This window comes from Idiomarina sp. ST20R2A10 (assembly GCF_051842345.1).
Classification (GTDB): domain Bacteria; phylum Pseudomonadota; class Gammaproteobacteria; order Enterobacterales; family Alteromonadaceae; genus Idiomarina; species Idiomarina loihiensis.
Genome location: NZ_JBNIEY010000003.1, coordinates 187007 through 208572, shown reverse-complemented (window position 1 = coordinate 208572; position 21566 = coordinate 187007). Strand labels below are relative to the sequence as shown.

At 48.1% G+C, this 21566-nt stretch carries 22 protein-coding genes; 10 read left to right on the top strand and 12 right to left on the bottom strand.

The annotated features are described in order from the left end of the window. Positions 1-17: 17 nt before the first annotated feature. A complete protein-coding gene (locus tag ACP7H9_RS06705; RefSeq protein ID WP_011233481.1) occupies positions 18-983 on the bottom strand; it encodes a PLP-dependent cysteine synthase family protein in 966 nt (321 codons plus the stop codon). Positions 984-1111: 128 nt separating this feature from the next. Here ACP7H9_RS06705 and ltaE point away from each other — a divergent pair, with 128 nt between their 5' ends. Continuing rightward, on the top strand, positions 1112-2134 hold the full coding sequence (gene ltaE, locus ACP7H9_RS06700) for a low-specificity L-threonine aldolase (RefSeq protein ID WP_439222436.1): 1023 nt from the start codon (positions 1112-1114) through the stop codon (positions 2132-2134). 117 nt (positions 2135-2251) lie between these two features. On the opposite strand, the gene ACP7H9_RS06695 is transcribed toward ltaE, so the two are convergent. From ACP7H9_RS06695 to ACP7H9_RS06685, 3 genes are read right to left on the bottom strand one after another with little or no spacing between them, the layout of a single operon-like run. Continuing rightward, positions 2252-2590: a hypothetical protein gene (locus ACP7H9_RS06695; protein ID WP_011233479.1), complete on the bottom strand. Its 339-nt coding sequence runs from the start codon at positions 2588-2590 to the stop codon at positions 2252-2254. Between the two features lie 29 nt (positions 2591-2619). Continuing rightward, a complete protein-coding gene (locus tag ACP7H9_RS06690; RefSeq protein ID WP_286824126.1) occupies positions 2620-2901 on the bottom strand; it encodes an ADP-ribosyl-(dinitrogen reductase) hydrolase in 282 nt (93 codons plus the stop codon). A 48-nt stretch (positions 2902-2949) separates the two neighbouring features. Next, entirely contained in the window at positions 2950-4494 is a 1545-nt protein-coding gene (locus ACP7H9_RS06685) for a YifB family Mg chelatase-like AAA ATPase (RefSeq protein WP_286824127.1), read from the bottom strand. A 180-nt stretch (positions 4495-4674) separates the two neighbouring features. Between ACP7H9_RS06685 and ACP7H9_RS06680 the strand changes: the two genes are divergently transcribed. The 7 genes from ACP7H9_RS06680 to ACP7H9_RS06650 all read left to right on the top strand — a co-directional run bounded on the left by ACP7H9_RS06680 (position 4675) and on the right by ACP7H9_RS06650 (position 9482). After that, entirely contained in the window at positions 4675-5055 is a 381-nt protein-coding gene (locus ACP7H9_RS06680) for a hypothetical protein (RefSeq protein ID WP_011233477.1), read from the top strand. A 49-nt stretch (positions 5056-5104) separates the two neighbouring features. After that, positions 5105-7189, top strand: a complete 2085-nt coding sequence (locus ACP7H9_RS06675) for a protein-disulfide reductase DsbD family protein (protein WP_110013015.1) — start codon at positions 5105-5107, stop codon at positions 7187-7189. Then, positions 7179-7703, top strand: a complete 525-nt coding sequence (locus tag ACP7H9_RS06670; protein WP_110013014.1) for a protein disulfide oxidoreductase — start codon at positions 7179-7181, stop codon at positions 7701-7703. The genes ACP7H9_RS06675 and ACP7H9_RS06670 overlap by 11 nt, the downstream gene beginning before the upstream one ends. A 29-nt stretch (positions 7704-7732) precedes the next feature. Continuing rightward, the gene (locus ACP7H9_RS06665) at positions 7733-8464 is read left to right on the top strand and encodes a DsbA family protein (RefSeq protein ID WP_110013013.1); all 732 of its coding nucleotides are present in this window, start codon (positions 7733-7735) and stop codon (positions 8462-8464) included. A 129-nt stretch (positions 8465-8593) separates the two neighbouring features. Further along, the gene (locus tag ACP7H9_RS06660) at positions 8594-8839 is read left to right on the top strand and encodes a type II toxin-antitoxin system CcdA family antitoxin (protein WP_034819139.1); all 246 of its coding nucleotides are present in this window, start codon (positions 8594-8596) and stop codon (positions 8837-8839) included. After that, positions 8839-9156 carry a CcdB family protein gene (locus ACP7H9_RS06655; RefSeq protein ID WP_034818972.1) on the top strand — a complete coding sequence of 106 codons (318 nt, stop codon included), beginning with the start codon at positions 8839-8841 and terminating at the stop codon, positions 9154-9156. The genes ACP7H9_RS06660 and ACP7H9_RS06655 overlap by 1 nt, the downstream gene beginning before the upstream one ends. Before the next feature lie 107 nt (positions 9157-9263). Then, a complete protein-coding gene (locus ACP7H9_RS06650) occupies positions 9264-9482 on the top strand; it encodes a hypothetical protein (protein ID WP_034818974.1) in 219 nt (72 codons plus the stop codon). Positions 9483-9587: 105 nt separating this feature from the next. On the opposite strand, the gene ACP7H9_RS06645 is transcribed toward ACP7H9_RS06650, so the two are convergent. Together ACP7H9_RS06645 and ACP7H9_RS06640 are read right to left on the bottom strand one after the other, a co-directional pair. Further along, entirely contained in the window at positions 9588-10328 is a 741-nt protein-coding gene (locus tag ACP7H9_RS06645) for a ferredoxin--NADP reductase (RefSeq protein ID WP_051018720.1), read from the bottom strand. A gap of 9 nt (positions 10329-10337) precedes the next feature. Continuing rightward, positions 10338-10583 carry an accessory factor UbiK family protein gene (locus ACP7H9_RS06640; protein ID WP_011233471.1) on the bottom strand — a complete coding sequence of 82 codons (246 nt, stop codon included), beginning with the start codon at positions 10581-10583 and terminating at the stop codon, positions 10338-10340. 110 nt (positions 10584-10693) lie between these two features. Here ACP7H9_RS06640 and rep point away from each other — a divergent pair, with 110 nt between their 5' ends. Then, a complete protein-coding gene (rep, locus tag ACP7H9_RS06635; RefSeq protein WP_034818978.1) occupies positions 10694-12703 on the top strand; it encodes a DNA helicase Rep in 2010 nt (669 codons plus the stop codon). 7 nt (positions 12704-12710) lie between these two features. On the opposite strand, the gene ACP7H9_RS06630 is transcribed toward rep, so the two are convergent. Together ACP7H9_RS06630 and ACP7H9_RS06625 are read right to left on the bottom strand one after the other, a co-directional pair. Continuing rightward, positions 12711-15311 carry a sensor domain-containing phosphodiesterase gene (locus ACP7H9_RS06630; protein ID WP_034818980.1) on the bottom strand — a complete coding sequence of 867 codons (2601 nt, stop codon included), beginning with the start codon at positions 15309-15311 and terminating at the stop codon, positions 12711-12713. A 221-nt stretch (positions 15312-15532) separates the two neighbouring features. Next, entirely contained in the window at positions 15533-15958 is a 426-nt protein-coding gene (locus ACP7H9_RS06625) for a c-type cytochrome (protein WP_417438646.1), read from the bottom strand. Between the two features lie 84 nt (positions 15959-16042). Between ACP7H9_RS06625 and dinB the strand changes: the two genes are divergently transcribed. Continuing rightward, the gene (dinB, locus tag ACP7H9_RS06620) at positions 16043-17113 is read left to right on the top strand and encodes a DNA polymerase IV (RefSeq protein WP_114982124.1); all 1071 of its coding nucleotides are present in this window, start codon (positions 16043-16045) and stop codon (positions 17111-17113) included. Here dinB and ACP7H9_RS06615 read toward each other — a convergent pair. From ACP7H9_RS06615 to ACP7H9_RS06600, 4 genes are all read right to left on the bottom strand, one after another. Beyond that, positions 17110-17544 carry a DUF4399 domain-containing protein gene (locus tag ACP7H9_RS06615; protein ID WP_417441296.1) on the bottom strand — a complete coding sequence of 145 codons (435 nt, stop codon included), beginning with the start codon at positions 17542-17544 and terminating at the stop codon, positions 17110-17112. The two genes, dinB and ACP7H9_RS06615, sit on opposite strands and share 4 nt — an antisense overlap. 26 nt (positions 17545-17570) lie before the next feature. Beyond that, the gene (locus tag ACP7H9_RS06610) at positions 17571-19463 is read right to left on the bottom strand and encodes a methyl-accepting chemotaxis protein (protein ID WP_439222435.1); all 1893 of its coding nucleotides are present in this window, start codon (positions 19461-19463) and stop codon (positions 17571-17573) included. A gap of 66 nt (positions 19464-19529) precedes the next feature. Then, positions 19530-20900, bottom strand: coding sequence for a TrkH family potassium uptake protein (locus ACP7H9_RS06605; RefSeq protein WP_110013006.1), 1371 nt, complete (start codon positions 20898-20900; stop codon positions 19530-19532). Further along, positions 20897-21559 (bottom strand): potassium channel family protein, encoded by a 663-nt coding sequence (locus ACP7H9_RS06600; RefSeq protein ID WP_110013005.1) that lies wholly within the window; start codon positions 21557-21559, stop codon positions 20897-20899. The genes ACP7H9_RS06605 and ACP7H9_RS06600 overlap by 4 nt, the downstream gene beginning before the upstream one ends. Positions 21560-21566 lie beyond the last annotated feature (7 nt).

The following is a 21566-nucleotide window of genomic DNA, read 5'->3' as shown; positions in this document are numbered from 1 at the left end:
TTAATTTACAACAAGTATTACAGCAGGTTTTGCTCACGCATCCAGTCGTCGTTGAACAGCTTGGACAAGTAACGGTTACCCGTATCACAAGCTAGCGTCACAACGCGTTTTGGCTCGGTTTGTTGTTGGCAATAACGCAGCGCCGCTGCAATTAAAGTTCCGCTTGATGAACCCACCATAACGCCTTCTTTTTCCAGTACTTTACGCGCGGTTTGCATGCCTTCTTTATCAGAAATAGCAAATGCAGTATTGGCTAATTTAATATCACAAATGGTCGGGATAAAATCTTCACCAATGCCTTCGGCCAACCAGCTGCCAGCTTCCACTTCTTCGTTACGGTTAACCAGTGGTTCTAAAATAGAACCTGCCGGATCAGCCAACACTAAGTCGATATCGCTTTTTTGTTCGCGTAAATAACGGCCAACACCGGTTAAGGTTCCGCCAGAGCCAACACCACAAACGAACGCATCCAGTTTACCTTCCATTTGTTCCCAAATTTCCGGACCAGTGGTTTTGTAGTGAGCATCGACGTTTGCCGGGTTTTCAAATTGGTTTACATAGTAGTAACCGTTTTCTTCCGCCATGCGCGCCGCCATGTCCTGATAATATTCAGGGTGGCCTTTTTGCACATCGGAACGCGTCTGTACCACTTCGGCACCCATAGCACGCAGGTTGTTTACTTTTTCCTGGCTCATTTTGTCCGGCATAACAATTTTCAGCGGATAGCCTTTACTCGCCGCCACTAACGCCAGACCCAGTCCGGTATTACCGGCCGTCGCTTCAATAATGGTATCGCCCGGCTTTAATTTGCCTTGCTTTTCAGCCTGTTCAACCATTTCCACCGCAATACGGTCTTTAATAGAGCCGCCCGGGTTCTGCAGCTCGAGTTTTAAATACAGCTCGCACGGGCCGGTGTCCATATTGGTAACGCGCACCATTGGCGTGTTGCCGACCATTTCCATTACATTATTAAAAACTTTCATATTGGCTCGCTTTGTTGTCGAGTGTCTGGTTCAATATTAGGCCATTATCCCTTGACTGAGCTCGCTAAACAACCTTGCGCTTAGAACCGGATGATAGTTGTTATAACTAACCCCAAAATGAGGCTGTTATGCTGGATTTACGCAGTGATACCGTAACCCTTCCCAGCGCTGCTATGCGCACCACCATTGCCGAAGCGACCGTCGGTGATGATGTTTATGGTGAAGACCCGTCAATTAACGCGCTGGAAAAGCGGGTGGCTGAATTGCTGGGTAAAGAAGATGCTTTGCTGTGCAGCTCGGGTACCCAAAGTAACTTACTGGGGTTAATGAGCCACTGCCGTAATGGCGAAGAATACATTGTGGGCCAGGAATATCACACTTACCGGTACGAAGCCGGCGGCGCTGCAGTTTTAGGCAGTATAGTGCCACAGACGGTAGAAGTAGAAGCCGATGGCACCTTGTCGCTTGAAACTATTGAAAAGCGTATAAAACCCAACGATCCGCACTTTCCTATCACCCGCTTGCTGGCCTTTGAGAATACCCACGGCGGGCAGTTAATAGACCAGGCCTATTTTGATAAAGCCCGTATTCTGGCCGACCAGAATGGTTTGTCCATGCATTTAGACGGCGCGCGCCTGCCCAACGCCGCTATTGCCAGCGGCCGCAGCATGGCGGAACTTGCCGCGCCTTTCGACAGCGTGTCTCTATGTTGTTCAAAAGGTCTTGGTGCGCCTATTGGTTCACTGCTGGCAGGCTCAAAAGAATTAATTGCCCGCGCTCGACGTTGGCGCAAAATGGTCGGCGGCGGTATGCGTCAGGCCGGGTTTGTTGCCGTAGCCATTGATTACGCGTTAACGCATCAGTTTGAGCGTATACAGCAGGACCACGACAACGCGAAATGGTTGTTTGAACAACTTTCTGAGTTGCTGGCAGGTACCGAAGCCAAAGTCGGCTATTCCGGTACCAACATGACCTTTGTCGATTTGTCCGATGCTATACCAGCAGATAGCCTACGGGAACTGATGGCAGAACACGACATTAAACTGCCCGGCGGCCAAAAGCTGCGGTTGGTATGCCATTTGGATGTCAGCCGTGAACAGCTGGAACGTTTTGTCGAATTGTTCAAACAGTGGCTTAGTAGCGAGCACTGAGGCTGCTGGCTTCGTAGCCTGACGTTCACGTCAGGTGGGGTGTCAAGCTAACCATCAATGGTAATTCTTACCTCTTGGTATAAACAGGCAAATCGCACCTGACGCAATAGCGTCAGGCTACCCTTCTTCGGCTTCTTTATCTTCTGGGCCCTTGATTTCCATGACCTGAGCTCTTTGCTTCAGGACTTTCTTTTCCGATGCCACAAATCGCTTCAGGAGTTGCCTAATTAACGGTTGGTATCCCAAGTTATAATGCTCTGCGATGGTCTTCAAATCGTCGATGAGCTCTTCTTCCATACGAATAGATATAGGCCGCAGTCGCACAGACTGATTGATTGCATCTTCAATTGCCTGGTCAAATCCCACACGTTCTACATAAGCTTCTTCTTGACCTAATTCACCACTATCCCATTTTTCATCTTGCTCAACCGCTTCTCTGATATCTTCTTTTTTCATACGACTCTCCAATTCATGCCGGGATATTTTTAGCTTCCATACTTTTCATAGATTCTTTGCTCTAACGAATTAGCTTCATAAGCAGTCTTTATATAGATAGCTCCGTTAGAATGAATGAAGCAAACTTTTAGCTTTACCCCGTTATCTGTCTCGGATACAAACCATTGAGTAGGTGGAATGGTGCCATGCTTCTCTCTTTGATCTTTCAAGAAGCCACCTTGTCTATTTGCAAAAGCCTCTCTGATCATGCTTTCTGAGACGTTATGCTTGTTTCTTAGTTTTTCCCTAACTTTATCGCTAATTTCCAGCACAACTCCTCCATTGAATTGTAGCGTAACACGTTTGTATATACAAAATAATCACAAGCTTTGCACCTGATCAATGAGTCGATCTAGGGATCGGTAATTGAGAGCTTCGGCTAAATGCTGCTGCTCAATGGCGTCACTCTCAGCCAAATCAGCAATGGTTCGGGCCAAGCGTAATGTACGATGATAAGCCCGATGCGAAAGCTTCATTTTCTCTGAGGCTTTTGCTAAAAACGCTTCTGTTTTATCTGACAGCTCGCATACTTGCTTCAGCGCTTTGGGCTTTATTTCACTGTTCAGACAACCCTGTCGCTGTATTTGGCGCTGCCTGGTTTTCTCTACTAAGCTTTTTGCTTCTGCAGAAGTCATTTGGCTATTGCGTTTAGCTCCACCATTCAGACTCATTGATTCCGTTTCTCGTGGCACCATCACCTGTATATCAATACGATCTAACAGCGGTCCTGAGAGTTTACTTAAGTATTTTAAGATTTGATCCGGGGTAGAACGGCAGTTAGCTAAAGAGCCATCGAATTGACCGCAGGGCGAAGGGTTCAGCGCGCAAACCAGCTGAAAATTAGCCGGGAATTTGACGTTGTATCCTGCACGACTAATGGTAATTTCACCACTTCCGAGTGGTTCACGTAAGCAGTCCAATACATGTCGACTGAACTCGGGCATCTCATCTAAAAATAATAACCCATTGTTTGCTAAGGATATTTCTCCCGGACGAACAGAATTACCCGCGCCCCCTCCGACCAACGCCGCAGCAGTACAAGTATGATGAGGAGATCTCAGTTCTCGCCGGGTCAGAGCGTCCGCATGATGGTAATCAAAAGACACCGACTTAACCGCCGCAATTTCCATGGCTTCCTGCTCGGTCAGTGGAGGTAATATGCCATTAAGCCGTTGCGCCAGCATGGTTTTTCCCGTACCTGGTGGCCCGACGAACAACAAGTGGTGCTTACCGGCCGCAGACAACAACAAAGCTCGTTTTGCCTGCTCCTGCCCAACCACGTCGGCTAAGTCGCCATCATGGTTCGATGATTCCTTTGCCCAATTTATCGGCTTTGATTCCCTCAGTGGCTGGTGATCGTGCAAATGTTCATAAACACTGACCAAATCGGCCGACAACCAGCTCTTTTGTTCACGTACTAACCCGGCTTCCTGCTCGTTAGCAATAGGCACAAACGCCTGCCGCTTTTTATTACGACACGCCAATAAGGCTGGGATTAAACCATTCACAGCCCGCAACTCGCCGGTTAACGCCAGCTCACCATAGAATTCTGCTTGCTCTAAAATACTGTCCGGTATTTGTCCCGAAGCCGCCAATATCCCCACCGCTATGGCCAAATCATAACGCGCCCCGGTTTTGGGGATATCCGCTGGCGCCAAATTCACTGTAACACGCGTGGCTGGCGGGTATTCAAATCCCGCGTTCATCAAGGCGGTTTTGACCCGATCACGAGCCTCCTTAACCGTGGTTGCCGGCATGCCGACCATAGTAAAGCCTGGCATTCCCCTTGCCAGATCCACTTCAACCCGAATTTCCGGCGCATGAATACCTATCAATGCCCGGGTATAAACTCGCGCTAACGCCATCTGTCTCTCCGTGACTAAACAACGGCGTAACTATAAGCCTTGGGAAAATTCCTGTCTGTAAGCTAAACACTTCAAGCAACGACCGATATCATTCCTTCTCTCACTTGCTTTTATACCCACTTCTGTCATCATCTTGCCTTAATTAAGAGTAAACCGAATAACCAAGGGTCACCAAAAGCCATGTTCCACCAACTGAATCAACAGTGTCGAAAAGGTCGGTATATAGCACCATTGCTATTCCTGGTTTTTATGCTGTGTTGGGGACAAAACTTTGGTTGGCTGGAAGGCTGTCCTAAGCATCAGGCTGCACCCGCGGCTGAACAGCTTGTAGGAAGCCATGCGGACCTGGAAGCAAAACACGAAGGCGCCGAAGCCGACTGCGACAAGACAACGCACTTATTGCAACAATTCAAGTCAGACATAACCTACGCGGCACTGTCTTTCTTTGTTCTTCTGACTTTGGCGCTGAAAGCCACTGTGAACAAGCAATTAGCGCCTCCCCTCTTTTTCTTTTCCTGTAAAAGGCGACCCCACGCCGTATTTTGTTGCTTTCTGGAGTAAGGCTTCCAACAGGTTTTTACCTTTGGAATACTAACTTCAGGAGTAATGTATGAATAAAATTTTACCGTTATGGCTCGTATCGCTTATTGCTGCGCTGCTGATTTACAGCGCGCAAAGCCTAGCAGAAACGCCGTCTACCGGTTGGCTGAGTCATGAAGATCATCCACCGGTGTCGGTGAAGCTAGAACTGACCGGCCACTATGAAGCTGAGCGCAACCTACTACCCGCCCTGCTGCATGTTGAGCTGGATGAAGGCTGGAAAACCTACTGGCGTTCACCCGGCGAAGGCGGCATACCGCCAACCTTTGACTGGGCTAAATCAGCCAATATTAACGATATTGAGTGGCACTGGCCGGTGCCCTCGCGCTACAGCATTCAGGGTATTGATACCGTTGGGTATCAGGGATCGTTGACCTTTCCGTTAATGGTACAACTAAGCCCCGATGCCCGGCAGGCAAACATTAGCGGTACACTGACTATGTCGTCCTGTACCACCGTTTGTGTGTTAACGGACTACCCAATTGACGTGCACGTTGATCTGGACACCCTGACCGTCGACAGTGATCGCGCGTTTGCCTTTAATCAGGCCACGGGCAAGGTGCCTCGCGAATACGACAGCAATAACGTGAAGCAGGCTATTTGGTCCGACGCCAACCAGCGCGTTCAATTGACCATAGAGCGTGACAGTGGCTGGCAAAACCCACAGCTGTTTATACACAGCAACGACGAGACTTTGGCCGACGCAGAGTTTTCATCACCAGATATTCAGGTGGAAAGCAATTCGCTCACGGCGAATGTTGACGTTAGTCACTGGCTGGATCTGCCGGACCTAAACGGCGCTGAACTTATAGCGACAGTCAGTGATGAAAAGTTTGCCGCTGAATATAAGATTCAGCTAACCGCAGGCACTATTGCTAATAACGCACCGCCGCTGTGGGCCATTTTACTTATGGCATTAGCTGGTGGGCTTATTTTGAACATTATGCCTTGCGTGTTGCCGGTACTGGGTTTGAAAGTTCAGAGCCTGATGCTGTCAGGAGTACAAGAACCGAAGGTCGTGCGTAAGCAGTTTTTCGCGTCGTCATTAGGTATTATCAGCTCGTTTCTGGTCATTGCCCTGGGGCTTATGGCGCTTCGCTGGTCAGGCGGTTCTGTCGGCTGGGGTATTCAATTTCAGAACCCTTACTTTATTGCCGCACTAGTGGCTATTACCTGGCTGTTCGCACTGAACTTAATGGGCGCCTTTGAGTTTAAATTGCCGTCTTCTTTGAGTACCAGTGCCGCAACCGCCGGCGATGACAGCTACAAAGGGCACTTCCTGCAAGGCATGCTGGCCACCTTTTTGGCAACACCTTGTACAGCGCCTTTTTTAGGCACCGCAGTGGCCTTTGCATTAGCTGCTGAGTCATCGGTTATTCTGCTGATTTTTGCCGCGCTTGGGGTTGGTATGGCGCTACCCTGGTTACTTATAGCCGTGTTCCCGAGAACCGCAAAATTACTGCCCAAACCCGGTCGCTGGATGCAGTGGGTAAAACCCATTTTCGCCACTATGATGCTGGCAACCACGGTCTGGCTGACAACCTTGCTGAAAAACTTTATCAGCAACGAAGTATTCCTGGCACTAACCGTCGGTTTGTCGGTTCTGACATTGGTGATTATTGGTAAAGTGCATGGCCGCAAAGCGCTGATTTTATCCATTGGTGGCTTTTTAGTATTAGCTGCCATTGTCGGTACGACGTTAATTCTTACCGCGGATCGTTGGGTCAACAAACTACCACAGGACCACCACTGGCAGCCACTAACCCAGCAGCGTATTGATGAAGCCGTTGCCAGTGGCCAAACCGTGTTTGTGGATGTGACCGCAGACTGGTGTGTGACCTGCCAGGCCAATAAAGTCGGCGTATTACTGCAAGACCCGGTATTTACAGCCTTAGGTCAGGAACATGTCACCCGCCTGCGCGGCGACTGGACCAAAGCCAACGAGCGCATCACGCAATACTTAAAGGCCAACAATACCTTTGGTGTGCCCTTTAACAAAGTCTACGGACCCGGCGCTCCGGACGGTATAACGCTGCCCGTAGTGCTCAGTAAAGACAAAGTCATGGACGCGCTGGAGGATGCTCGTGAGCAATAACAAAGCCAAAACGTCGTGGACAAAGCGGCTACGAACCGCAGCGCTTTATATTGTCCTGTTCTCGGTCGTCGCTTTCGTAGTCGATGCCTTTCGTAATAGTGACGTGCCGGAGTCTGTGCCGGCTGAGCTGTCGTCACTAACGGACATAAACGGCGAGCAATACAACTTACGCGAGATGAGCAAGGACAGCCCGGTTGTGCTGTATTTCTGGGCAACCTGGTGCCCTGTTTGCCCGGCGGTCTCGCCTACAGTTGATTACGTTGGCAACCACTACCCGACCATTAGCGTGGCACTGCGCTCTGGCAACAATGACAAATTGAAGCATTACGCGCAGGCGAAAGGGTATGAGTTTCCTATTGTTAACGACAACCTCAACCGCGTATCAAACGGCTGGCAGGTATCTGCCACGCCAACCATCATCATTATTGAAAACGGTGACATTGTTTCGGCGACAGCCGGAGTCACAACACCTCCCGGTTTGTTTATTCGTCTTTGGTTTCACCAGTTTTTTTGAAGTAACTCATTTTTAAGTAGGAAAGTTGTATGAATTTTATCTATAAAACGTTTTTCATCGTTGCTTTTATCTTTAGCAGCAACGTATTTGCGCAAGATTTAAACCCACAACAAGAAGAAGGTTTGGAGAAAGTCGAACAGCTATTGCGTGAAAACCCGCAGCTAATCTCAAACATTCACAGAGGCTTGCAGCGCTTTTTAGAACAGCAAAGTGAGCAGAAAAATGCCTTTGCTAACCACCAGGAATGGCTGTATCAGTCGGCGGCACATCCAATTTTAGGTGACCAAGATGCGCCGCATAAAATCATTGTGTTTACCGACTACAACTGTCCGTTTTGCAAGAAGTTAGAGCCTGGCCTTCATAAACTGATTGAGGAATACCCGTCTATTCAGGTTGTGAACATTTTTGTGCCATTGCGCCAACAGCAGGTTGATGGGCTCAAAACCAACTCAGCTCTTTATGGGCTAAACCTTTGGCGCAATGACCCTAAGGCATTCTTTGAAGCTCACAACTTAATGATGAAAAAGTCGGGCATGCACACCGCTGATTCACTGCAAAGTGTTGCGCAAGTCACGAGTACCGAGGCCTTTTTGTCACCGTCCGGCGAGAGCGAGGCGGTTATCCGCAAAAATATGTCGGCGTTTCGCGATTTAGGCTTTCGCGGCACACCGACTATTATCATTGGTCAGCAGGTAATGCCTGGTTACATCCCTTATGACAAGCTGGAAGAAATAGCGACAACACAGTTCAATCTGAATTAATCAGTGTTCATCACCAGCCTGATATGAAGCCTCAAGGATAAAGGGTTAACCATCTGAAGTTAACTCTGCTATAATCCATGCGCATAGTTGATGCGCATGGATTACGAATTTTTAATAACAGGTGATAAAATGGCTGCTTACACAACTGCTTCTCCTGCAAAGAAGCCGACAAATGTCAGTATTAACGCTGAACTTCTGGCAAAAGCAAAATCGCTTGATATCAATTTATCGGCGACACTTGAGTCTGCATTGAAGGAACAAATTCGTTTAAAAGAACAAGCGCATTGGCTGAAGGAAAACTCTGACGCAATGGAAGCGTATAATCAATTTGTAGAGCGCAACGGAACATTCAGCGACAGCGTGCGAAAATTCTAATGAGTCAATTCGCCGTCTACGCCAATAACAATACAGCGACACGCACAACCTACCCCTATCTTATTGATGTGCAGAGTGACCTGCTGTCAGCCTTAGCGACAACCTTAGTGATACCTTTGATACCCGCTCCGCTGGCTGAATCCTTCCAACTCACCAAGCTGAACCCGGATGTTACCGTTGAGGGAAAGACATTCGCATTGATGACACAAGATATGGCCAGTATTTCAAGAACTCAGCTTACTCACGTGGTCGACGACTTATCCCACGACAGAGATAGAATCACCGCAGCTATCGACCTGCTATTTTTTGGAATATAACGATAGTGACAAGTTTCCAGGTTTGACGAATAAATTGAGAGCTATAATTTGATAATACTTCCAAAGCACACTAGCATTTATGCCTGCACTTTTATAAGAGAACCATCATGGGAACAAAAATTCAGTTTCGTATTGATGAACAAACAAAGCGCTTAGCGCCGCAGAAGGCAGTAGAGCGTCGAAAACAGCTATCGCAGGAAAACTGGCTTACAGAACAAGTCAATCAGGCATTCCAGAAATTAGAGTCTGGCCAGTTCGCATTCACTGATAACGAGCAGGCAAAAAGCCGATTGGAGAAATTTAAAGCCCAATTTCGTAGGAGCTAGCCTTAAGGCGTTGCTAAATCAGGCTATAGAGATAATGAAGAAAGTGAACTAGTGGCGATTAAGTTTGCCGCCCCAAACACCTTGAAAACGTTTCAAATATAACCATTACCAGTAGTTTTCAGACGTAACATTACCAGGCTTACGCCGAGTGTTTTTAGCAAGCCCCAATTCAGCTAGCGCGGCGCGTGACTCTTTTATCATGTCGGGGTTACCACAAAGCATCACCTGCGCGCTGGTATTCAGCGGTGTGTCGAGTGCATCACTTAATTGACCAGAGCTGATCAGTTCAGGAATACGTGCAGAGAAAGCACCCGGAATGTTTTCACGAGTAATCACCGGCTGGTAGCCCAGTTGCCCGGGGTATTCTTGTTGCCACTGCTCTATTTGCCCCTGATAAACCAGGTCTTCTGCCACACGAACACCGTGCACCAGATTAATCCGTTTAAATCGTTCCCACGGCTTTTCGGTTCTTAGCATAGAAATGAACGGACCAATGCCGGTTCCGGTAGAAAGCATCCACAAGCTGTCGCCGTCCGGCACTTCGTCCAGCGTGAAAAAACCACCAGCGGGCTGGGTAATATCCACGTTATCGCCGGGCTGCAGCTTGGCTAACTTAGTACTGAGCTCGCCGTCTTCCACTTCGGCTATGACAAAATCCAGTATGGCTTCGCCCGGTGCGCTGGCCAGCGAGTAGGCGCGCAACAGTTGCTCGCCCCCCACATTCAGACCTAGACGGACGAACTGCCCGGCCTTAAAATCAAACGGCTCAGCCACAACTCTTAAACTGAAAACGCCAGAACTCCAACGGTAATTCTCGACAACTTTCCCACTAATCCATTGGATCATACGTCTGACTTAGTCCTTGTTCTGGTTCTTGGTCGCTTCCAGCTCTTTTTCCAACAACTCCACGCGCTCGCGCAGGCGCAGTAACATTTGCTGCTGCACATCCAGCTCTTCGCGGGTGACTAAATCCAGTTTTGACAGCTGTGACTGCAAGGTTTGTTTAACGCGCTGTTCCATATTGCCGGCCAGTTCTTTGACGCCGGCAGGCATGCTGTCGTTAATTTGGCGAGCAATATTCTCTATTGTTTTGTTGTCCATAAGTCTCTCTTTGTGTAAATCGTTGCTTATGCGTTTAGCTTAGCAGGAGATTCAGGTAAAATCCGAGCTTCTTATCAGCTTTTTCACGAATCAGGAACTCCGCGGCGCCCATGCTGAACGATCGCCAGAACCAGGCTGTACATTACATCCAGGGCCCTTTATTGGTGCTTGCCGGCGCCGGTAGTGGCAAAACCCGGGTAATAACGGAGAAAATTGCGTACCTGATCCGCCAGCAAATTTACACTGCCCGGCAAATTGGTGCAGTAACTTTTACCAATAAAGCCGCCAAAGAAATGAAAGAGCGTATAGCGCAAACTCTGCCGAAAGCGCAGCTGCGCGGTTTAACCGTGTGCACCTTTCATACTCTGGGGCTGAATATTATTCGTCGGGAACTCAGCACCCTGGGGTTTAAGCCCGGCTTTTCATTATTTGACGACCAGGACACCTACGCCCTGCTTAACGCCCTGACTGAAGATGTATTTGAGGGCGACAAAGCGCTGATTCAAGCCTGTCAGCACCAGATAGGCCACTGGAAAAACGCCATGCTGTCGCCGGAGTTGGCTCTACAAAAAGCCGGGAACGATCAGGAAAAGGCCTTTGCTCAGGTTTATCAGCAATACCAGAATAACCTGAGCGCCTGTAATGCCGTGGACTTTGATGACTTGATCCGCCTGCCGACCCAGTTACTGGCAACCAACGAGAACGCCCGCGCACGCTGGCAGAAAAAGTTTCAGTATTTATTGGTGGACGAATATCAGGACACCAACACCAGCCAGTACCAACTGGTCAAGTTACTGGTGGGCGAACGCGCTCGCTTTACCGTGGTGGGCGACGACGATCAGTCCATTTATTCATGGCGTGGTGCGCAGCCTAAAAACCTGGCCTTGTTGAAGCAGGACTTCCCACAGCTGGACGTGGTGAAGCTGGAGCAGAATTACAGGTCGCACGGGCGTATTCTGAAAGCCGCCAATATTCTCATTGAGAACAACCCGCACGTATTTGAGAAAAAGCTGTTCTCAGAAATGCAGTACGGCGAGCCGATAAGCGTTATTTTTGGTCGTAACGAAGAGCATGAAGCAGAGCGTGTGGTTGCCGAAATTGTAAAACAACGGTTCCTTCGCAAAACGCCGTATCACCACTTTGCGATTTTGTACCGGGGTAATCACCAGTCGCGTCTGTTTGAAAAAGCCCTGATGAACAACCGCATTCCGTACAAAATTACCGGTGGTCAGTCGTTCTTTGCCCGCGCGGAAGTCAAAGACATTATGGCGTACCTGCGGCTGCTGGTGAACCCTACCGACGACACCGCTTTTCTGCGCATTATTAATACCCCGCGGCGCGGCATTGGCCCGCAGACCGTTGAGCGTATTGGCCGTTTGTCGCAGGAGTTAGGCTGTAGTTTATTTGAAGCCTGTCAGTCGCCCCATTTAAAAACGCAGCTTAGCACCGGTGTGTTTCAGCATGTGGACGTGTTCCGCAACATGATAGATACCCTGGCCCGCCGAGCCGATCATCAGGAAGACGCCAGTGACGCAGTAAAACAACTGCTAAGCGAAATTGGCTACGAAGACTGGTTGTTTGAGCAAAGCCCCAGCGCGAAAGCCGCCGAAATGCGAATTAAAAACGTGTACGAACTGCACCGCTGGGTATCGGACATGCTAAAAGGCGACGCCGAACATGAACCCATGGAATTGAATCAGGTGGTCAGCCGCTTGTCACTGCGCGATATGATGTCCCGTAACGAAGACGACGAGCAGTTTGAACAGGTGCAGCTAATGACCTTGCATGCTTCCAAAGGTCTGGAGTTTCCACAAGTGTTTTTAGTGGGCATGGAAGAGGGTCTATTGCCACACCAAAGCAGTATTGATGAAAATAACATTGAAGAGGAACGCCGTCTGGCTTACGTCGGCATTACCCGCGCCCAGCATAAGTTAGTCTTTACTATGGCTAAGGAGCGCCGTCAGTTTGGAGAAAAAACGGAACCACAACCCAGCCGCTTTTTGCTGGAGTTACCGCAGGACGATTTAGAATGGGAACATCGCAAGCAAAAATCTGACGAGGAACGTGAAGAGCAACGAAGTCAGGGTCTGGAAATGTTGAAGAACGCTCTGAAAAAGTAGCGCACAACTAAGCTGATACGAAAGAGGTGTCGTCGTCTTTGGCTACAGTGCCTTCATAGTTTTCGTCAATGAAGCTGCCCTGCCCCATCATAACACCTTGCTTTTCCACATCATTTTTTTGCGTTTCAGTTTCCAGTCCATCGGCATAAACAGCAATATCGAGCTCATGACACAAGGTCACAATGTGCTTTAACATGGCCTGCGCCCTGTTATTGCTGCTCAAACGAGCAATATAATGGTGGTCCAGCTTAAGTATGGTAAACGGAAAGTTATACAAGAACTGAAGCGGCCCGGAGCCACTGCCAAAATTGTCTATAACCAGCTTAAAGCCAAATTCGGAAAGCCGTCTTAAACTGGCCAGTACCCGGCGGCCGTCTCTGACCAGGTCGGTTTCATCAAATTCCAGTGCGATGTTCTCTGGTTTAACACCGCTTTCAGTCACAATATTCACCAGCTCATTCAGGTGACTGGTTTTCAATAAATGCCGCACAGATAAATTCAGGTGCAGCATAGTTTCAGCACTGACACTATTTTCAACAAGCCACTGGCTGGCTGCCCGTAAAGCAAAGCGGTCAAGCTTCACAATAAGGCCAGTGCGCTCGGCCAGAGGTAACAACTCTTCACTTTTAAAGCTGTAGCGCGGGTCTTCCCACACCAATTTAGCTTCTACAGCTTTGACCTCGCCTGTTGTTAAATTCACTATTGGCTGAAAACTGACAGCGAAATCTTTCTCAACTTTCGCATGGCGCAGCGCCGTTTCTTTACGAACACTGTCCACTAAGTTTTCATGCATGCTGTCATCAAATAATACGTAGCGCCCGCGCCCCATACCTTTAGCCTGGTACATGGCGGCATCTGCGTCGCGTAACAGCCGTTCAGCCGAATCGGTCTCTTCCAGACACTCGGCAATACCGATACTGGCGCCGGAGTAATGCTCTTGTCCGTTCAGATGGAAAGGTTCACTCATTTGCTGGATCATGCGCTTGGCAACGTCTTTAGCGTCATCAATACTGGTAATGGTATCCAGCAGAATAACGAATTCATCACCGCCTAAACGCGCCACCATGTCGTTGTCACGTACGCAGTCACCAATACGCTTGCTGACTTCCAGCAAGAACTCATCGCCGGCAGAGTGCCCAAGCGTGTCGTTTATATTTTTAAAGCGGTCCAGGTCAACAAATAGCACCGCAAAATGGTGCTCAGGGTGCCGTCGTTTATGTGCCACGGCCTGCTGCAAACGTTCATTGAACAATATGCGGTTAGGTAAGCCGGTCAGGTTATCGTGGTGCGCTGCGTGGAATAAGCTGGATTCGGTTTTTTTCCGTCGTTCTATTTCGGACACCAGCTCTTCGGTACGCTCCGCCACTTTCTTTTCAAGGAACTGGTTTACTCGCTGAATTTCTTCCGCTGAGCGTTTTCTGTCAATGGCCACGGCAACGTGCTGCGAAACAAAGTTCAGTAGTTCTAAATCATCACTATGGTATAAGAAGTCACCGTCGTAGGTCTGGACCGCAATAACCCCAAACACCTGCCCGTTCATCATTAAGGGGCTACCGAGCCATTGCTTAGCCAGCTTCATACCACCATAGCCCAGCTCTATCTCGTTTTTCTTCAGAAGTTTTTGACGTACAGGGGCGTCGATAAAGGCCGGTTCACGCATTTTAATAACGTATTCGGTTAAACCTTTACCGGCTCGTCGGCGTTCGGCTTTAGCGCCTGTTTCATCCACATGGTAGGGAAAATGTATAAACTTTTTATCGTCTGATAAAAGCGCGACAAAGAAGTTGTCGGCATGAATCAATTTACCGATTTGCCTGTGCAACTGCCGATAAAAGGCGTTCATATCGTCAGAGGTATTGGTCAGCTCGGAAATAGCAAAGAGCACCGAGGTTTGCTGCTCAGCCCTTTCACGAATGGTAATCTCGCTCATTAAGCTTTCATTCGCATGGCGTAGTTCAGCTGTCTGGTGCTCTATTTCGCTTTGCATTAAGTCGCGCTGCTTTAAACGCTCGAGCGCATTCACCACGTGTTGCGATACAAAGGTAAGCAAATCTTCATCTGAGGCGTCATAACGAACGTCAGCGCTGTAGCTCTGCACCACCATAACACCTATGGTCACGTCACCACGTTTTAACGGAACACCTAACCAGTCCTGATGTTCTGCCCCTAAGCCTTCTATTTCGGCGTTATCAATTAAGCGTTGGTACACTTCCGGCGGGCAAAGCAAAGACTGGCCTTTTCGCAAAACATAACCCGTTAAGCCTTTCTTCAATTGCTCTATAGGAATGCGTTCAAATAAGGTGTCCTGATCAATTTCATCGACAAAATAAACAAAATCGACCAGCTCTTCCTGAGGTTCGTAAAGGCAAATATAAAAATTACGGGCGTACATCAGCTCGCCTATAATTTCGTGCAGAGACTGATAAAAGTTGTCCATTTCGCGCGCAGAAGCCGCCAGTTCCGATATTCGGAACAGCGCTTTTTGTACGACTTCAGCAGACCGATATTTTTGGGTCAACCCCTTTAGGCGGGCGATGACTTTGTGCAAGCGTTCATTTTCAGTTTTTATATTCTGAAGCTGTTCCTCGCTATGCGTACGGTCTGTCATTCAGGTTCAACCTTAGACACTGACACTCCTTGCCGCGAAATACATTTTGTTAACACTTGTTGCGTTTAGTAACAGTCGTACAGTATAGACCTGTGTCAAAAAATAGAAAAGATCTGGTTAAAAATTAATTAGCGAAGGAAGTTAAGAGAGCGAATTAACGTCGATTGACACAAAAAAGACCACCGGGTGGTGGCCTTTTGTTACTGAAGATGCAAATAAAACTAAATTTCTTCAGTCATGTAATTTATTGCAGCTTGAATTTCTTCTTCTGAGCAGTCGCTACAGGTTCCTTTAGGCGGCATGGCATTAAAACCTTCAACTGCGTGCTTCAATACCGTTTCCATGCCCTGGTCTAAACGTGGTTGCCAGTCGGCAGCGTTGTTTCTTTTTGGAGCTCCCATAACACCACTGGTATGGCAGGCTGTGCAGTACTTATCATAAACTTGCTGGCCTGAACGCGGTCCACTGCTTTCTTCAGCAGCACTGCTTTCACCAGCCACATAATGTTTTCCCAAAGGCTTAATACGCTCAGCGATCGCTTCACGTGACATATCATCCTGCACTGATGCCGCACTAATGCTTAGCGCAAACAGCATTGACATGGTGCCTAAAACGCTCTTAACAAAAAATGAATTCATAGCTTTCACTGGTTTCTCCTACAAATGGCTGGTGTTCTTGCACGCCCAGTTAGTGGATGCGATTATAACCACAAATGTGCAAAGGATAAACACTTGGCTGAAATTGCTCGCAAAATAGCTTTGCTGGATTTGGATGCGTTCTTTGCTTCGGCTGAAGAATTGCGCGATCCAAGCCTGAAAACACGCCCTTTTGCTGTCGGTGGCGGCGGTGAACGAGGGGTCGTTGCAACGGCAAATTATCTGGCCCGTCAGTTTGGCGTTAAAAGCGCGATGCCGGGTAGTCATGCCCGCCGTTTGTGCCCGCAATTAACCTTTATAAGACCTGACGGCAACTACTACCGCGAACTGTCCAATAAGGTTCTGGATATTCTGCATGAACTCACACCCCGCATTGAACCTGCTTCTATTGACGAGTTTTATCTGGACTTAACTCATTTGGAAGGCTTTAAAGGCAGCGCGACTTTGGCCATGGACTTTGTTCGAGAACAAATTAAAACGCTGGGGATAACCGGCTCTGCCGGCATTTCAAACCAGAAAATGGTAGCCAAAATTGCCAGCGAAGAGCGCAAACCCGATGGTCAGTTTGTGGTTCGCCCGGCAGAAGTTCTCGACTACATTGCGGCATTAAACCTCAAGCAAATTCCCGGTGTCGGACCTAAAAGTCAGCAAGTGCTCACTAACTATGGACTCACCACAGGAAAAGACATCCAGAATATCGAACTGCAGCAATTACAGACCATTCTTGGTGATAAAGCCGGGTATGTACTATTTGAGCGCTGCCATGGGCGGGATCGCCGCGAAGTTGTTACAGAGCGCATTCGCAAAAGTGTCGGGGTTGAACAAACCCTAGCAACGGATATGCGACTGGAATCGACAGCTCAGGCTTATGTTCAGGACAATTTATTACCGAAACTGCGTCAACGAATGAAAATTACTCACTGGCGTGAGCAGCCCATTCGTAGCCAGACACTAAAGCTGAAATTCTCCGACTTCACACAAACAACGGTCTCCCGTAGTGCTCAGTTTATTTCACCCAGCCTGTTTTATCAGTTATTAGACGAAGCGTGGCAGCGTGGAAAAGGTAAAGGGGTAAGGCTGTTGGGGATCAGCGCAACATTGCCTGACCCCAACGAGCAATTACAACTCGAACTCGAGCTAGATTAGTCTTCTTTCACTGTAACAGTGATTTTTTCTGACACCACGGCCGGGTTATGCGGTACGTGGTTCTTATCGCCTAAGATAATTTGTAGCGTATGTTCACCCGGCTCTAAAGTCACGGTAGTTTCTGTCTGACCACCACCAAAATGAGTCACGTCACCGCCCATAGGCTTGTCCATGGCTGGCAGTTCGTCTTTATCAATCATCAAGTGATGATGCCCGGTGTGTTTTACGTCAACACCCGCGGGTGCTACACCCATACCACTTAAGCCAAACTTCACTTTAAAGGTTTTACCAACCACTTCACCATTTTGCGGAGAAATAATATAAGCTTGGGCTTGCTCTGATGCTTCTGTACGTTCTACTGCCTGAGCCGTTGTTGCCAGAACAGGTCCGCCAAGTAGTGCTATGGCACCAATCATCCATGCTTTGTTCATAGGTTTGCTCCAATAGTTGATTTCGATCAATTCAGTTTAAACTGTGTCACCAATTGTTCCAAGCGTTCAAATGCCGTATTCAGCTCGCGACAAGCCTGCTTGGTATTATTTAGATTGTCGACACTCTGATCGTTCATACTGCTAATATCCATAATGTCACGATCAAGCGTTTGGATCACTGAAGTCTGTTGTTCTGTTGCCGACGCTACTGAGTGGTTCACGTCATCAATAGTTACAATGATAGCGTTAATTTCAGACATGTGCTCAGCAGACTCTTCCGCGCTTAACACGCAGGCACTGCTTATTTCCTGACTTTCCTGAATAACCTGCACAACACTGCGCGTCCCGGCTCTGACTCGCTCTATCATTGTCTCTATTTCGCCTGCCGACGACGAAGTCCGCTGAGCCAGGCTGCGCACTTCATCCGCAACCACCGCAAAACCGCGACCGGCTTCCCCTGCGCGTGCTGCTTCAATAGCCGCATTTAGAGCCAGCAAGTTAGTTTGCTCTGTTATGCCTTTAATAACCTCAATGATCTTACCAATGTTCTGTGTGTCTTCATCCAGGGTATGAATTGCCTGGCTGGATGCATCCATGCGCTCCGACAAGTGCTGAATTTGTTGTCGGTTGTGTTGCAATGAATCTCTGGCAGATGACGCTTTTTCGGTACCTGAACTTGCCTGTTCAGAGGCTTTTGCAGCATTTTCGGCAATTTCATGAGCACTCGCGCCCAGTTCATTCACCGCCGTTGCAACAGAACTGGCTTTTCCGGCCTGTTCGCTGCCAATGTCCATTGAATCGTCACTCGCTTTAACCATGCTGCGAATGTTGCCTTCCACTTGTTGTGCGGCCGCATTCACTTCCAGCAAGGCTTGCTGGATTTTCTCAATAAACTCGTTCATACGGCGTGAAACAAGGCCAAACTCATCGTCCGACTCAACCGGCAGCCGCTGCGTTAAATCGCCCTCGCCGCGGGCCATATCGGTTACGGCCTCATTTAAACGACGCAAAGGTTTCAGTAATAAGCGCAATAACCAGGTTAATGACACCACTACTGCCACAATGCCAATAATCAGGTAAACAATAGCGGTCCAGGCAAAGGAGGAAACGTTGCTGTAGGCCTGTTCGCGGTCAATAACCACTCCCAGATACCATTCAACTCCCTGAATACCTTTTATTTTATGGAATGACACGAGGCGGTCCGCTCCATCAATACGGTATTCGGAAAAATCAGAACTAAAAGCAACTGACTGACCAGCGTAATCGTTCACAGATTTTTCAATCCAGTCTTTGTTGGGGTGTGCCAGAATATTTCGATCACCGCTAACTAAGAAGGCATAACCCAGACCCATAAAATCGATGTCGTTAACAATGTTAGAAATCTCATCCAGCATCATATCGCCACCGGCAACTCCCACCAGCCGGCCATCGCGACGCATGGGTACCACCGCAGTAATGGTCAATTCATTGGTTGTGACATCTATATAAGGCGCGGTATAGGTTGGCTGCCCTTCATCAACCGCCAGCTGGTACCAGGGACGGCTGCGGGCATCGTAATCGTCCGGCAGGTCGATGCTGGGATCATCGAGCAGAAAAGTACCGTCGAGCAAACCGTAATACACATTTTTGAACTTACCGGCGGCTTTGGACTGTTGAACCCGCTCTAAAGCACGGTCTGTGGAATCATCAACACGGTAAGCATCGGCGGTTGCCTGAACAATGCTCATGCGATCATCAAACCACTGCGAAATATTGTTTGATACTGAGTCAGACAAAGCCTGCATTTGATGCTGTAAATTACTGCGGGTTTGATTCGACATCTGCAAAAAGTTGGTCAGCGTGAAGACACCCAGCACAAGCACCAGTATCAACGACGCAACAATAATGACCTTTTGCGTGAACTTTAATTTATTCAGCATCTTCGGAGCTTCTCTTGTTATTGTTTTTTATGAGCAGTCTCTTAAAATTACTCTGTATTTAGCAAACTACCCCACCTGTACTTCAGTTTTCGGGTAGCGGACTCTTTTTCGGTGTGGAGTTGTTAAAAAGTACACTAAAGTCAGCGGCCCTACCCGTCCGGCAAACATCAGAATAATGACTAAAATCTGGCTTACTTCAGTTAACTCGCCCGTTATTCCTCGTGACAGTCCTACCGTCGCCAATGCCGATAAAACCTCAAAGCTTACATCTATAAACGGCAGCGGATTCAAAATCATTAGAAAAAAGATACCGAGAAACGCCATTAGCAGCGTAATCATTGAGACAGCCAGAGCTTTCATCACCATTTGCTGTTCAATACTACGCTGCATTAATGTCACGTGCTGTCTGCGTCGCAGAAACGCGTATGTCGCCATCATCAAAACAATGAAAGTACCTAACTTAATACCGCCGCCAGTACTCATTGAGCCGCCACCAATAAACATCAACAACATAATGTACATGGATGTCGGTTCGCGCAGTTGTCCAATATCAACCGTATTGAAGCCCGCTGTTCGTGGCGTTGTCGCCTGAAACCAGGAGGCTAAAGTCTGCTGTAATGTTGATAAAGACCCCAGGGTGTCAGGGTTACTATGCTCCAATAACCAAAAGATAAAGGCAGAAAGAATATTAATTAAAAGAGTGGCTATGAGAATACTGCGTGTATATACCGAGAATTGATGCCAACGCCGCTTCTCGAATATATTCATCAATACTGAAAAACCTAAGCCGCCGACAATAAACATGAACGTAACAACTAAGTTCACGGGAATACTGCCAACGTAGTCACTTAAGCTGTTTGCAGAGAGGGCGAACCCCGCGTTATTAAAAGCTGATATTGAATAAAAAGCAGCCTCGCCTAACGCTCCCCAGAAACCAAACTCCCCCCACCAGGTCAGCGTCAAAACTACGGTTCCCAGAAGCTCGACAATTAATGCCAGATAGAAAACGGTTCTGGCAGTCTTAGCAATATTTTTTAAGCTGGTCTGCTGCATCGCCTCCCTTGCAACGAGCTGATAGCTAATACCAATGTTTCCGCCCATAGACATAACCGCCAGAATGGCAAATGTCATAAAGCCAATGCCGCCAGTCTGAATCAAAATTGCAATAACGGTGAGTCCGAAAGGGGTGTACGCCTGACCGGTATCGACTACCACCAGTCCGGTTACTGTGACTGCCGATGCCGCAGTAAACAGACTTTCTAGCCAGGTAATAGGTTCAACAGTCGCAAAAGGAAGTTTTAGTAATAAGGCACCCAGCAAAATTAAGACGAAAAAGCCGCCAGCAAGAACAACCGGCGGGCCTACTTTAAGCTTTTTATGCTGGCTCCGTCTGGCTCTGGTGTACGCCATAAAAAAAGAGGGTAACCATTGCTTCATGACTCTTCGACCAACTTCGGTGCGATTGACTTCAGCGCTTTTAAGCTACCCGCCATAACCAGAGTTTCATGGCCTTCTATGGTTGTTTCCGGGCTCGGTGTAGCCGTTACTTCGTCCCGTTTTTTTAATAACAGCAAATGAAAGTTATCGGTATTATCGGGCAAAATGTCGTTTAGTGTTTTACCTTCAAGGTTTTCACCTAATGCGATTTCGACACAAAACCAGTTATGTCCAAGCGACATGTACTCATTAACCATGGGGTAATTCAGAGCCTGAGCAACTCTTATGCCCATTTCTTCTTCCGGGTGAATAATGCGACTTACCCCAAGTTTTGACAAAATTTGGTGATGCGACTTAGACGTAGCTTTTGCCCATATGGTCTCAACACCAATAGTTTTTAAGTGCAGTACACACAACAAACTGGCCTGCAAATCCTCGCCAATAGCAACCAGAACCACGTCGCAATTCGATAAGTCGAGCTCCTTCAGTGCTTTCTCGTCGGTAACATCACAGATTGCCGAGTGCGTGAGCTGATCGGCAAGTTCTTCAACCAGCTTCTCGTCCGCATCAACGCCAATAACCTCATGGCCTAGCTCTAATAATTCCAGTGATGTCCGGGCGCCGAAGCGGCCCAGACCAATAACTCCAAACTGTGCCATGTAAGAC